This window comes from Achromobacter spanius (assembly GCF_029637605.1).
In the GTDB taxonomy this organism is placed as follows: Bacteria; Pseudomonadota; Gammaproteobacteria; order Burkholderiales; family Burkholderiaceae_B; genus Achromobacter; species Achromobacter spanius_E.
The window spans coordinates 1,501,359-1,514,796 of the sequence record NZ_CP121261.1 but is presented as its reverse complement, the minus strand read 5'-3'; the positions used below and the strand labels follow the sequence as shown (position 1 = coordinate 1,514,796).

Below are 13,438 nucleotides of genomic sequence, written 5' to 3'. Positions count from 1 at the left end.
CTTGCTTTTCATGTGCTTGCCGTAGATGTGTTTTTATCCAATGAATTATCGCGTAGTTGATTTTATTTTGAAATGAAATTAGCGGGAACTGTGTCAGTTAGCCAAACACTATTTTCGGCTTGAAAAAATTTAAACCCCTGTTGGTACATCAGCTGGGATTCAATCCTCAGAACTACGGGTTTGCCGTAGCGCTGCCCGACAGCGATAGCCGTGAGAATTTCTTGGGATAAATGCACATGGTGGCGTGAGCCTGCAATCAATCCTTGCTGAAGGACAGATTCAAGAAAGCGTGTTGCAGTGCCATGATAGAGGAGTTTTGGCGGCTCTTTCTCTATGTGTGGGAGGTTTACGTTTGGTGCTGAATGTCCCTGTGCGGCTCGAATGCGCAAGCCATCGACGGAGAGAGTAAAACGTTTCTTATTGCTGTTATTTACTACTGCCTGAATTATTGCCTGGTCAAGTACGCGGCCCTCTTTCGCTGCGCCGACAATCAAAGAGTTGATGTCTGTCCAGCCTTCCGCATCGAGTTGCAATCCGATTGTTTGAGGTTCATGGCGCAAAATAAAACTTAGAAATTTGCTTGTTTCGGTCAGTTGCTTGTTATTCATGATCGTCCTGCATTTGTCGATTTTTTTGGATTTAATGTTTCAAGCGACGTTTTTTAGCTGGTTCCCGACGGCTGAAAAGCGTAATCATATCCCTAGGTTTCCAACGGATTTACAGGGAAATTAAATTTGAGCCAATTCCTGTGGAGCGAGGCGAGATAAAAAGGTTCCGTTGGCGATGATTAGGGCATGCATAGTGCCAGTCTTATGCCCTTCGTCAGGCGACTAAACCGATTGAAGAAAAATCGTAGTCTGACCGAGACATGGCGATCATCGCGGCGGGCAAGGCAGATCAATACAACATCGTCGTGGCCGGCTCTGACCTGGCCGCGGGTCGCAGCATGGCAGTCGAGAAGGTAGTGCATTTCCTAGCGTCAAAGGCAGTCCTTCCGAAATCAATGCTCAAGGCCAAAAAATAGCTGATGATATTCTCACAAATCCCGCGTCAACCGTTACCTACAAGTACACAGGAAGATTCGGAAAAGTGATGGATATCGTTGCTCCGGATGGTAGGGGGCTTCGCTATGAAGCCAGTGGAAAATTCATCGGCCTGTTGGTGCTACCGAAACCATGACACATTTATCCTCTTTGATTAGTAGCCCTCCAGATTGGGAAAATTCTGTGTTCGAAATATGGTTGGGAACTGACCAGCTAGCTGAAGTATCCCGCGAGCCTGATAGACCCTTGGAAATAGAAATATACCCACCTGCTGAAGGCGGGAAGTGGAGTTTTGAACTTGAAGAGTTCATGTCTCTATTGAGTCAGGCGGTTAAGTTATTGAAGTAGCGGTGATTTAGATGGTGCAGAAAGGTCAGGATCAGCAAGGCAGACCTTTCTGTTTGTGATGCGCTCACCTACACAGGCAGAGCGGAACTTGATTTGCGCTGTTGCGCAGAGGCTGCCGCCGGACAATTAGCTTAGGCTTTTGTTGGTTTTGAAGTCGCCACGCGCATTCAGGGTCTGTCAGCAACGCCGCGTATTGTCTATGGAAGATCAAGTACTCAGGTGTCCATCCCTTTAGCACCCCTCGTTGTGGTCTTGGGCCGCTTGATCAACGATGGACCCCTGACGCAATACGCCTGGATAAAGGCCCGGAGAGGATCTCCGAGGCCTTTCCCGGGGGTGTCAGAATTCCGTGTTCAAGGCGGGGTTAAGACTTACACGGAAGGTCTGATAAACCGATCCTCATAGAGGATAGCGAATTGGTTCATGGCCTGCTTCCAGTCGCGAGCAGGCCGTCCCCAGTCTGCGGTGATATTGCGCAGGGCCAGCCAGATGAGCTTGGTGGCGTCGTCGTCAGATGGGAAGTGCCCGCGGGTCTTGATAATCTTGCGCAACTGGGCATTGATGCTCTCGATGGCGTTGGTCGTATAGATCACCCGGCGCACTTCCGGCGGAAATGCGAAGAAGGGAATCACGCGATCCCAGGCGCTGCGCCACGCGGCGCGGATCGTCGGGAATTTCTGACCCCATGGGCCTTCAGAAAAGGCATCGAGCTCGGCCTGGGCCGCCTCAGCACTCGCGGCCGTGTAGATGGGCCGGATCGCCGCGGCAAGCGCCTTGCGGTCCTTCCAGGTGGCGTAATCGAGGCTGTTGCGGATCAGGTGCACGATGCAGGTTTGCAGCGTGGTCGCGGGGAACACTGCGCCCAGGGCCTCGGGCATGCTTTTCAGGCCGTCGGTCACGGCGATCAGGATATCTCCCACGCCTCGCGTCTTCAGATCGTTGAAGACCTTCATCCAGAACTTGGCGCCTTCGGTGCCTTCGATCCAAAGGCCCAGGATCTCCCTCGATCCGTCTGGCAACACGCCCAGCGCCAGGTAGATGGCCTTGTTGCGTACGACGGCGTCCTCGCGGACCTTGACTGGCAGTGACCTCGGCCATGACCTCATCGGTCACCGAGCTGATGAACTCGGGCGAGACCTCGGTGGCGTATTGCTCCAGCAAAAATCCGTGGATCTCGCGCACCGTCATGCCTCGGGCGTACATGGCAACAATCTTGTCGTCAAAGCCCGTGAAACGCCGCTCGTGCTTCGGGATAAGCAGCGGCGTGAAGCTGCCGTCGCGGTCGCGCGGCACCTCGATACGCACAGGGCCTTCCCCGGTGAGCACCGTCTTGGCGCCCTTGCCGTTGCGCTGGTTGGCGACATCGGCGGGCTTGGCGGCACCGCTGGGGTAGCCCAGGTGATGGTTCATCTCACCGCTGAGCGCGCGCTCGATCAGGGCCTTCTTGAAGGCCAGGGAGGCGGCGTTGATCGCTTCGGCCGTCATCGGGCCCTCACCGAACGACGCCAACAGCTCAGGGCGAATAGCCGGCAGATCCGCCAGCTTGGACTTCGGGTTGCGTGGCATAAATGCTCCTTGGACGCATGTTATGCCTTGAACACGAAATTACTGACAGGCCCCTTTTCCCGAATGGGCAGTCGAAAAATGCATTTCGATCCGCTATATCCAGCCTGGCAAGTCAAATCAGAACGCCTTTATCGAGCGCTTCAATCGCATTGATCGTACCGAGGTGCTCGATGCGCACCTGTTCGCCAACCTCAGCCAAGTTCAAGCGTTTACCGACCGATGGTTGGTCAATCACAACCCATACCGCCCGCCCCGGTCGCTGGGCGGCCTCCCGCCAGTGCACTTCGTGCCCTGGATAACCCTTGCTCCGAGCGTCTATCAACCAATGCCTTCTTGACAGGGTTGCTTACGGGTCAGTTCAATGTGCCAGGTTTTTCACTTCTTCCGCCTTCAGGTGACCGCTGCCGCAGCGGCGCCAAACGCGAGCCGCCTTATCTTGCGCACCAGGAGTTCACATGAAAATGATTGCGTGGTTGATGTTGGCAGCGGCGCTGTTGCCGTTGGTGTCGACAATCATCGCCAAGGCGGGGGGCAATAAGTTCGACAACAACGACCCTCGCGCATGGCTTGCTCGACAGGAAGGATGGCGCGCGCGCGCCAACGCGGCGCAGATCAATGCCTTTGAAGCGCTGCCGTTCTTCTACGCGGCGGTGTTGTTTGCGCTGTATACGCAGGCGTCGCCCGCCCATGTAGCCACCTTGATGGCGTGCTGGTTGGGCGTGCGGCTGGGCTATCTGGCTATGTACGTGGCGGGCTGGGGCGCGTTGCGATCGCTGGTCTGGGCGATCAGCGTGGGCTTTGTGATCGCCATCCTGTTTTCAGGCGTCTAAGAAATGCAAACCCCTGGGCATCGGAACCCTGGGGTCAACACTCTGGGAATCCCCCCAGCGTTACTTCCACTCAAAAACCGCGCGCGCGGTGCCGGTGCCTTGCACGGTCACTGCGCGTTCCTGCGCCTTGCCCTCAAACGTAGCCGACACCTTGTAGCTGCCGGCGGGCAGCTTGACCAGCATGTAAGGGCCTTCGGACGTCGCCTTCAAGACTTCCTTGCCTTGCGCGTCGTGGATGGTGACGGCGACGCTGGCTACATAGTCGGCCTTGCCATCGCGCTGTGCCGCGAAAGTCAGCGCCAGCGGATAGTCTTTCGCGGCGGCTTTCATGGCTTCGGATTCATCGATGCCGATGCCGCCGCTGACGTACTGCACCGAGCCCTGGTGCTTGACCGGCGGCAAGGCCGCTTGCGCGGTGGACAGCACGCCAGCAATGGCCATGCTGCCCAAGGCCATCATGGCGGATAGGGTGCAGCGTTCAATGCGTTTGTTCATCTGATTCTCCAGACGTGGATGATTGAGCTTCGACCCGGCCGACGGCACGGAGTTCGCAGCAGCGCGTCTCGGAGATCAACCGATTGTTTCCGCTCCCGGCCTTTCCGGACGCCGTGCCGCCCAGCATATCCCCGTGCGTTCAGGCTTGCCAGGAAAACGCCAGCCGGCTTTCACCGCTGACCGTGCCGTCGGGCGCAAAGCGCCGTTCGTCCAATTGGCCCGCGCCGCCCTCGCGCAGCACCAGCACGCTGGAGGCGCGGGTGCCGTAGTCGGGGCTGACGATGAACGGGCTGCTCAACAGTCTTTCACGGTCAGGGGGCAGACCGGTGGCGGGCATGTCCTCGTCGGTGGCGGTCTGCCGGTCCGCCAGCGCGTCGAACAAGGCGGGCAGGTCGGGTTGCGGGGTACGCCCCAGCACCTCGGTAAACGCCGTCTTGGTACGGGCAAGCTTGGGCCAGGGCGTGTCCAGCAAATGGTTGGACAGGGCGTAGATGCCCGGCGCCAGCAGGCGCGGCGGGCCATCGCGGTTGCTCAGGTACCAGGCCTGGTGGGTATCGCCCACGATCAGGTTGAACCCGTTGTACGCCTGATCCGATTCATGCGCGCGGGCCAGGTACGCTTGCGGCGAGTCTTCGCCGCGCAGATAGTCCTCAACCAGCGCGCCGCGCGACGGGGCGGGGTCCAGGTGCCTGCCGGGTTCTCGGAAGTTGGTGACCAGCGCAAAGCGTCCTTGCGCCGTCACGCCCATCCAGGTGCCGCCGGCCAGGCCGTCGCGGCCCGCGTACAGGCCGGGCGCATCGGCCCATTGTGCGGCCGGATGCGTGGGGCGCGCGTGGAATTCGTCGCGGTTGGCGGCGATCAGGACGGGAATGCCCGGCAAGGCGTGCAGGGCCAATACGGCAAGACACATGGTTCAGACCTGGTGGGGTGGAGGGGTAAGGGGATGGGTGGAGCGGCGCTTGGGCAAGGCGGCGAGGGGCGCGATGGCAAAGTCCGGGCCGGCCAGCACAGCGCGCAAGTTTTCTATTTCGGCGGCCACGTCGGCCAGTGCTGCCGAGGGGGTGGCGATGGCCGCAACAGGCGGGGCCGCGCCTTCCGTCACCGCGACGCTCAAGGCATGCAAGGCGTGCGCCAGTTGCCCGACCTCGGCGGCGCTGGGAATGGGCTGGTCGGCAGGCAGCGACCAGGCCGTATCCGACACGGCGTTGGCCACGCGCTCCAGCGCCACTTCCACCGGCCACCAGGCCAGCGCGCGGCGGCTGACCAAACGCGGCTCCGACAGGCCGCGCTGCAACGCGATGCGCAAGTCCGACAGGCTTGCATAGGCGCGGGCGCGCAGGACGTGGCGCTTGGCGGGGGCCTCCTGGAACACGGTGTTGACGTAAGCGGCCAGCGTGTCCATCGAGGTGGCGACGGCGTGGTCCAGGTTGTTGCGCTCGATGCGGATCCACGGCAGGTAACCCACCAGCAGCACGATGCCGGCCGCCACGCCCACATCCAGCAGGCGCGCCAGCGCGATGGTCCAGGTGCCGGGCTGCAAGGCGCCGATCAGCAACACCAGGATCGGCACCAGAAGGGCGGAAAACAGCCCGTAATTGCGGCGGATGGACCAAGGCAGCAAGGCCGCCAGCGCCGCCACCGTCAGCACGCTGGCGATGCCGTTCTGGTCCACCGCGAGCACGGTGGCGCTGATGGCCACGCCCACCACGCTGCCGCCGCAGCTTTGCAGCGCCCGCGCGAATACCGAGCCGAAGTTGGGCTTGAAGATCACCACCACAATCAAGGGCACCCAGTACGAACGCGGCAGCGACGCGGCTAGCGCCACAGCCTCGGCGGCGACCAGACACAGGCCCAGCCGGATCAGGTAGCGCACGGTGGTTGGACCGGGGCGGTAGGTGCGTGCAAGCACCCGCCATGGCGTGCGCGGGCGCACCGGCGCAAGCGGGGCCTCGGGGTTCGCCTCGGGCGTGCTGGCGCCGGTCAGCAAGGGCTCGGCCTGCGCCAGCGCATCCGCCAGTTGCGGCATGCCGGCGTGGCGCAAGGCCGCAATGTCGTCGCCGGGGGCGGGGACTTGATCATGTTCCACCCTGTCGGCCAGATGGTTCATGACGCGCGCGCAGGCCGGCGGCAGGACACGGCCGGCGCGGGCCAGCGCCAGCGCGGTATTGGCCAGCGGCGTGCAGGCCTGAAGTTGCGCCGCCAGGCGAGCCAGGCGCGGAGACGGCCCGGCCGCGCGTCCACGGGCCGCCAACACCGTGTCGTAGGCGGTGGTCATCGCCGCTTCCATGTCGCGCCGGGCCACCATGGTGCGCGATGTGCCGATCGCGGCGAGCAGGGTGGCCAGCTTGCGGTAGGCCTGCGCGACGGCGGCGCGTTCGGGGGCAATCGGGTGTACGACCCAGCCCACCAGCGTCAGCGCCAGGCCAAACAGCCCGCCCATGCCCACCAGCACCGAAGGCAGCCAGGGCGGCAGGGTGGACGTCAGGCTGGAACCCACGATGACGTACACCGCGAATTGCAGCGTGGCGACCGCCGCGATGTTGTTGAAGGTGCCCACCAGACTGGCGACGAGCACCAGCACGGTCATGGCGGCCGCCGTCCACAGCCCGTGTCCGGCCACCAGGTTGCCCAGCAAATAGCCCAGCGCGCTGCCGAACACGGCGCAGCCGATGGACAGCGCCCGGTTGCGGTAAGGGCCTCCGTTGTCGCCGGTGATGGCCGGCAGCGCGCCTAGCGCGACCAGCGCGGCGGGGCCGCTTTGCTCAAGCGCCAGACCTACGGCCGTCGGCAAGCCGATGGCCAGCGCAGCCCGCGCCGCCACCCAGGGGCTGACGGGTGACGGCTCCATGTGCGCCAGGTTCATCAGCCAGCGCATGTTGGCGCCGCGTGCGATCTTGGAGCGGAACACGGCGGGCGTCATGGTGGCAGGGGTGCTGGGGCGGCGGGGTGGGGTCAGGCCTTGATCAGCGGCGCTTCATCGGGCGCCGCCAGCCGGAAATAGTCTTCCGTGTTCAGCAGGATGGACGCATCCAGCCGCCCCGCGTTGAACACGATTTCATCGTGGCGCGTGCGCAGGCTGGGGTCCACCAGCAGGTGCAGGTCGGGGTTGAAAGAGAACGGCGGGATGGCGCCGATTTCGCAGCCGGTCAGTTCGCGCGCCAGTTCCTGTGAGGCTAGCGACGCCTTCTTGCCGCCCGCGGCGCGCGCGATGGCGTCCAGGTCGGCCTGCTTGTCGGCGGGGAAAACGGCCAGCACGTGCTTGCGCACGTTCGACGAGATCTTCACGCGGCAAACCAGTGCCTTGGCGCCCTGGCTGACTTCGGTGCCACGGATGGCGGCCACTTCCACCGAACGGCCGGCGGCGGGATGGTTGATCAGGCGGTGGCGCGCGTGGTGCTGGGCAAGCAGCGCTTGCAGGCGTTCGAAGACTTTCATATCGGTGGCGGCAGCGTAGAAACCAAGGAGGGGGATGCGAACAAACGGGGGCCGGACGTGGCTGTCGGATGGCTGACGTCGGTCCCGCTACGCATGATACGCCCGCCAGCCGCCGTCAGATGTCGCCAGTGAAGGCGTAGCCCCAACCCCAGACGGTGCGGATCGGCAACTCCACGTTCAGGTCCTGCGCCTTGCGTCGTAGCCGGCTGACCACGACATCGTTGCGGCGGACCGATTCCCGGCCGATCTGCGCGTCGGAGCCGGACGCATCGCCGCGCGGCAGGCGCTTGTCGGCCGAAGTGGTCAGCTTCAGCAGGAATTCGCGTTCGGCCAACGTCAGCGACACGCGCGTACCTTGCGGGCTGACCAAGGTCCAGGCGGCGTCGTGGAACTGCCATTTGCCCGTGGCTTCCGCTGCCGGTGGCAGGGTGGCGGCACGTGGATCGGGCTCGGGCATGGCGGGACGGCGGCCCGTGGCGGGCACGCGGCGTACCAGGGCTTGCAAGGCGGCGGCGATTTCCGCGGTGGCCACGTCATGCTGAAAGCAGGCGTCGGCGCCGCAATGCAGGCCCAGGATGCGGTTTTCGGGCGAATCAAAGTTGGACACGGCGATGATGCCCGCGGTGGTGTCCATGGCGCGCAGACCTGCGACGGCCATGCAGAGATCCGTTAGTTCGGCCTCCATCACAAGCAATGGCGTGCGGCGCGCCTGGAACAGGCGGAACAGGCCATTGGAGTCCTCGCACCGGCGTGGCGAGAATCCCATCTCGGCCAGTGCGTCGCTGCGGCGCACGCGTTGGTCGGGATCGGGTGAGAAGACGATCAGGTCTAGTAGGTCATTCATGAAATCGTAGTGATCTTTGCAGCTTGAGCGCTTGCATGATGCTACGAATCGGCGGTTTCCCTTACCCCGCTCAACGACACTTTCGTACCCGAATTCTCAGACATGATTGCAGGCGGCCTATCGCCGTGAATTTTCGGGTGGTAACCGAACAATGTTTGAATTCGCCGGCCGCGGCGTCAACCCTGACACGCGGTTGAACGCCGGGTCCCGTCAGGGCCTCGCGGTCAGGGGGGCAGACACGCTGGATTGCGTTGCCGCCGGCGGGGCTGCGGGCTCGTTCCACCAGCCGCCGCCCAGGGCTTGCAACAACGCCGCGGTGTCGCCGTAGCGGGCCGCATCCGCCTCGGTGCGCGCAATCCGCGTCTGCAATAGCTGCCGTTGGCTGTCCAGCAGGCTTTGGTGGCTGATGCCGCCTGCCTGGTAACGGCCCTGCGCGATGCGTTCGGCGTCCTTGGCGCGGCGCCAGGCGTCGTCATAGGCGGCGTAGCTGTCGGCATCGGTTTGTACCGCGCGCAGGGCGTCGGCAACCTGGCGGAATCCGTCCAGCACCGTTTGCTGGTAGGCGGCCGCCGCAGCCTCGTAGGCCGCTTCGGCGGAACGCTTGCGCGCGCGTAGCTCGCCGCCATGAAACAGCGGTTGCACCAGCCCCAGTCCCAAGCTCCACACGTTTACACCGTCGGACAAGTCGCCCGCGCGCGTGCGCTGCGAGCCAAAACTGGCCGTGAGCGTGAACTGCGGGTACTGGTTGGCGGTGGCCACGCCCACGTCGGCGGATGCCTGGCGCCACAGCGCCTCGGCGGCCAGGATGTCGGGGCGCTGGCGCGTCAGCGCGGACGGTACACCGGTGGGAATGTCGGCGGGCAGATGCAGGTCGGCCAGGCGCAGGGGCGGCGTGCGCAGCGCGGCGGGCGGCAGGCCAAGGTACACCGCCAACTGATGCGTGGTTTCCGACAACTGCTTTTCCAGCGGTGGCAGCGTGGCGCGGGTCTGGGCCACCAGCAGTTCCTGGTTGCTCAGGTCGGCCTCTGCAATGCCGCCCGCCGCCACGCGTTGCCGCATGATGTCTTGCTGGCGCACTTGCGTGGCCAGCAGGTCGCGGGTGGCGGCCAGCCGTTCAGACAGGTCGGCCTGGCGGATGGACGCCGTGACCACATTGGCGGCCAGCGACATGCGCGCTGCCTGCAATTCGTGCGCCTGATAGTCCACCTGCGCCGCCATGCCTTCCAGCGCCCGTCGGTTGCCGCCGAACACGTCCAGCGTGTAGGACACATTGATCGAGGCGTTGTAGAGCGTGAACGGCGGCGGCAATTCCGCTACCGGCACGCCGTAGGCGGAGGGATCCACCTTCTGCCGCTTGGCGGACAGATCGAGGTCCACCGACGGCAACAGGCGGCCGCCCGCTTCGGCGTTCAGGTCTTCGCTGGCCTGGCGCAGCTTGGCGCGCGCCTGGGCAAGCGTAGGGCTGGCTTCCAGCGCCTGGCGGACCGGTTGATCCAGCGCGTCGGACTGGAACAGCCGCCACCATTGCGCGGGAATGTCGACGCCGGCTTGCAAGCGCTGCGCGCCAGGGGGCATGGCGTCGTCGTCGTGCGCCGTGTAGGACGTGGCGTCTGGCGCTGGGGGTGCCTTGAAGTCGGGCCCGACCGCGCAGCCCGTGATCAGGGCTGGCAGGCCGATCGCCAGCATTGCGGCGCAAGAAAAAATAGGCGATAAGGCAGAGCGTGGCATGGCGCGTCAATCCAGGGTTCGGCGGTAGAACTTCACGGCGGCGGTCATGACGACCGCGGTGAACAGCATCAGCGGCCAGATGCTGGGCCACAGGTCCCACCAGCCGTTGCCTTTGAGCAGGATGCCGCGAATCAGCCGGTTGAAGTGCGTCAGCGGCAGCAGGTTGCCCAGGTACTGCGCCCACATCGGCATGCCCTGGAACGGGAACATGAACCCGGACAGCAGCATGTTGGGCAGGAAATAAAACATGGTCAGCTGCATGGCCTGCAACTGGTTCTGCGCCAGCGACGACAGCGTGATGCCCACCGTCAGGTTCGCCGCCACGAACAGCAGCGCCGCCAGGTACACGGACAACAGGCTGCCGAGGATCGGCACATGGAAGACGAAATGCGCGGCCAGCAGGATGATGGTGGCCTGGATCAGCCCGATGGCGATGTAGGGCACGATCTTGCCGGTCATGACCTCCAGCGGGCGCACCGGCATCGACAGCAGGTTTTCCATCGTGCCCCGCTCGCGTTCGCGCGTCATGGCCAGGCCCGTCATCATCACCAAGGTCATTGTCAATATCACGCCCATCAGGCCGGGCACCGTGTTGTATTGCGAGATCTGCTCTTCGTTGTAGAGCTGGTGCACGCGCACGTCGAAAGGCGGCTGCCCGCCCGCCAAGCCCGCCAGCGGCCCGGTCAGGTCTTTTTGCGCCACGGCCTGCGTCAGCTGCGTGGCCGCGCCGATCGCCATGCCGGTGGCCATGGGGTCGGTGGCGTCCGCCTCGATCAGCAGGGCGGGGCGTTCGCCGCGCAACAGCCGGCGCGAAAAGTCCGGCGGAATGGTCACCACGAACAGCACGCGCCCTTGTGCCAGCGCGGCGCGGCCGGCTTCTTCGTTGTCCAGCTCTTCGGTGATGTGGAAGTAGTCGGACGACTTCATCGCCGCGATGAAGCTGCGTGTGAAGGGGCTGTGGTCGGCCGTGATGACCGCCGTGGGCATCTGCTTGGGGTCGGTGTTGATGGCATAGCCAAACAGCGCCAACTGCATGATGGGCAGGCCCACGATCATGCCGAAGGTGATGCGGTCGCGGCGCAGTTGCAGAAATTCCTTCAGCACCATGCTCCACCAGCGCGCCCAGGAAAAGCCTTGCATGGCGCGCATCATGGGGGGCTCGCGAAGTTGTCGGTGGACCGGTTCATCAGGTAGATGAACACGTCTTCCAGGCTGGTGTCGATGCGTTCCAGGCGCAGGTCCTGGCCGCTTATGGCCTCGCGCAAGGTGCGCTCCAGCAGATCCGCGTCCCGGCCGCTGACATGCAGCGCCGACCCGAACGCCACGGTCTGGTCCACGCCCGGCGCGCTGCGCAGGCGCTGGCCCAGCGGCACCAGGTTGTGGCCGTGAATGGCAAAGGTGGACAAACGCTGTTCGGCAATCACCTGTTCGGCCGTGCCTTGCGTCAGCAGCTTGCCGTACGAGATGTACGCCAGCTTGTGGCAGCGTTCGGCTTCGTCCATGTAGTGCGTGCTGACCAGCACCGAGATGCCGCGCGCGGCCAGCTCATGCAGTTGTTCCCAGAAGTCGCGCCGCGCGGTCGGGTCCACGCCCGCCGTGGGTTCGTCCAGCAGCAGCAGGCGCGGTTCGTGCAGCAGGCAGGCGGCCAGCGCCATCCGCTGCTTCCAGCCGCCCGACAGCGACCCCGTCAACTGGTTGGCGCGGGTATGCAGCCCCAGGTCTTCCAGCGCGCGGTCCACGGTCTGCTTGCGTTGCGGCATGCCATACATGCGCGCCACAAAGTCCAGGTTTTCGCGGATGGTCAGGTCATCCCAGTACGAGAACTTCTGCGTCATGTAGCCCACATGGCGCTTGATCTGGGCGCTGTCTTGAACGATGTCGTAGCCCAGGCAGGTGCCGCTGCCGGAATCCGGCGTCAGCAGGCCGCACATCAAGCGGATGCAGGTGGTCTTGCCGCTGCCGTTGGGGCCAAGAAAGCCGAAGATCTCGCCTTCTTGAACACGCAGCGATACGTCGTTCACCACATGCTTGTCGCCAAAGCGCTTGTTCAGGCCGCGCACGTCAATGACAGCCTTGCCGGGGGCGGGCGCGCCGTCTTGCGCATCTGGAGTGGCGGGCGCGTTCATTGCAGCGTTGCCTCGACCGGTTGCCCAGGATGCAGCCGCGCCGCGGCGTCCGGCGCGGGGCGCGCTTCCACCATGTAGACCAGTTTGCTGCGGCTTTCGCGGCTGTAGATGACGGGTGGGGTGTATTCGGCCTGGTCAGACACGTAGTCGATATGCACGGGGATGGGGTCGCCGCAGCCGTCGCAGCGCAGCGTGGCGGTTTGGCCGCTCTTTAGCGTACCGACCACGGTTTCGGGCACGAAGAAGCGCACCTTCACATTGCCGGGTGGCAGCAGGCTGACCACGGGGCTGCCCGCGGGGACCCATTCGCCCACGCGGTACATCGTGTCGAACACTTGGCCCGCGGCCGGCGCGCCCAACTGCTTTTGCGCCAAGGTCCATTCCGCCTGCGCCAGCGCGGCGCGCGCGGCCGTAACTTGCGCGGTCTGCGCGCGGCGCTGGTCGTCGCGGCCGGGCAGGTTGGCCACTTCCAGTTGCGCGCGCAGTTCGCGCACGCGGGCGGCGTCCGACTGCGCCTGTTCACGGCTGTCGTCCAACTGCGCGCGGGCAATGCCGCCGATGCGGAACTGCGCCGTGTCGCGTTGCAGTTGCGCGGCCGAGCGGCGGCTGGCGGCCTCGGCTTGCGCCAGTTGCGCGCGGCTGACGTCGATTTCCGCCGGCCGCTTGCCGGTGGCGATGTCTTCCAACTGCGCGGTGGCCGCCGCCAACTGCGCGTTGGCCTCATCGCGGGCAGCGCGTTCGCGTGTGGCCTCCAGCGTAAACAGCGGCGCGTCGACGCTGACCTGCTGCCCGCGCTTGACGGCCAGCGCATCCAGGCGGCCGGCTTCGGACGAGGCCACATACACGTAGTCGCCCTCCACGTAGCCCTGGTAGAACGGCGTGCTGTCCTGACCGCAGCCGGCCAACAGCAAGGTCAACACCGGCAGGCCGGGCAGGAATCGAAGCAGGGCAGGGCGGGTGCGCATGGTCGGCATCTTTAGGGTGGGCAACCACAGAGTCGGCGTCCTCATGGTGGAAATCCTC

Annotated in this window: 13 protein-coding genes and 1 pseudogene; 3 read left to right on the top strand and 11 right to left on the bottom strand. The window is 64.2% G+C overall.

Annotated elements, in window-relative coordinates:
- Positions 1-62: 62 nt before the first annotated feature.
- On the bottom strand, positions 63-608 hold the full coding sequence (locus P8T11_RS06655) for an RNA 2'-phosphotransferase (RefSeq protein WP_268077689.1): 546 nt from the start codon (positions 606-608) through the stop codon (positions 63-65).
- A gap of 260 nt (positions 609-868) precedes the next feature.
- On the opposite strand from P8T11_RS06655, the gene P8T11_RS06650 reads away from it, so the two are divergent.
- Positions 869-1,024: a hypothetical protein gene (locus P8T11_RS06650; RefSeq protein WP_268077690.1), complete on the top strand. Its 156-nt coding sequence runs from the start codon at positions 869-871 to the stop codon at positions 1,022-1,024.
- 738 nt (positions 1,025-1,762) lie between these two features.
- Here the strand turns inward: P8T11_RS06650 and P8T11_RS06645 are convergent.
- Positions 1,763-2,957, bottom strand: a pseudogene (locus tag P8T11_RS06645) (IS256 family transposase).
- 82 nt (positions 2,958-3,039) lie between these two features.
- Here P8T11_RS06645 and P8T11_RS06640 point away from each other — a divergent pair.
- On the top strand, positions 3,040-3,294 hold the full coding sequence (locus tag P8T11_RS06640; protein WP_347404746.1) for an integrase core domain-containing protein: 255 nt from the start codon (positions 3,040-3,042) through the stop codon (positions 3,292-3,294).
- Between the two features lie 118 nt (positions 3,295-3,412).
- Positions 3,413-3,787 carry an MAPEG family protein gene (locus P8T11_RS06635; protein WP_268077691.1) on the top strand — a complete coding sequence of 125 codons (375 nt, stop codon included), beginning with the start codon at positions 3,413-3,415 and terminating at the stop codon, positions 3,785-3,787.
- A gap of 60 nt (positions 3,788-3,847) precedes the next feature.
- Here the strand turns inward: P8T11_RS06635 and P8T11_RS06630 are convergent, their stop codons facing one another.
- The 9 genes from P8T11_RS06630 to P8T11_RS06590 form a co-directional block, all read right to left on the bottom strand.
- Positions 3,848-4,282 (bottom strand): carboxypeptidase regulatory-like domain-containing protein, encoded by a 435-nt coding sequence (locus P8T11_RS06630; protein WP_268077692.1) that lies wholly within the window; start codon positions 4,280-4,282, stop codon positions 3,848-3,850.
- A 139-nt stretch (positions 4,283-4,421) separates the two neighbouring features.
- Complete coding sequence (locus P8T11_RS06625; RefSeq protein WP_268077693.1) at positions 4,422-5,192, bottom strand: NRDE family protein; 771 nt, start codon at positions 5,190-5,192, stop codon at positions 4,422-4,424.
- Between the two features lie 3 nt (positions 5,193-5,195).
- Positions 5,196-7,202, bottom strand: coding sequence for an FUSC family protein (locus P8T11_RS06620; protein WP_268077695.1), 2,007 nt, complete (start codon positions 7,200-7,202; stop codon positions 5,196-5,198).
- Positions 7,203-7,234: 32 nt separating this feature from the next.
- On the bottom strand, positions 7,235-7,717 hold the full coding sequence (locus tag P8T11_RS06615; RefSeq protein WP_268077696.1) for a YbaK/prolyl-tRNA synthetase associated domain-containing protein: 483 nt from the start codon (positions 7,715-7,717) through the stop codon (positions 7,235-7,237).
- A 115-nt stretch (positions 7,718-7,832) separates the two neighbouring features.
- Entirely contained in the window at positions 7,833-8,561 is a 729-nt protein-coding gene (locus tag P8T11_RS06610) for a DNA-binding response regulator (protein WP_268077697.1), read from the bottom strand.
- Between the two features lie 210 nt (positions 8,562-8,771).
- On the bottom strand, positions 8,772-10,247 hold the full coding sequence (locus tag P8T11_RS06605) for an efflux transporter outer membrane subunit (RefSeq protein ID WP_268077698.1): 1,476 nt from the start codon (positions 10,245-10,247) through the stop codon (positions 8,772-8,774).
- Between the two features lie 48 nt (positions 10,248-10,295).
- Entirely contained in the window at positions 10,296-11,441 is a 1,146-nt protein-coding gene (locus P8T11_RS06600; RefSeq protein ID WP_100855973.1) for an ABC transporter permease, read from the bottom strand.
- On the bottom strand, positions 11,438-12,415 hold the full coding sequence (locus P8T11_RS06595; RefSeq protein WP_268077699.1) for an ABC transporter ATP-binding protein: 978 nt from the start codon (positions 12,413-12,415) through the stop codon (positions 11,438-11,440). The genes P8T11_RS06600 and P8T11_RS06595 overlap by 4 nt, the downstream gene beginning before the upstream one ends.
- The gene (locus P8T11_RS06590; protein WP_268082428.1) at positions 12,412-13,380 is read right to left on the bottom strand and encodes an HlyD family secretion protein; all 969 of its coding nucleotides are present in this window, start codon (positions 13,378-13,380) and stop codon (positions 12,412-12,414) included. Before P8T11_RS06590 ends, P8T11_RS06595 begins: the two co-directional genes overlap by 4 nt.
- Positions 13,381-13,438 lie beyond the last annotated feature (58 nt).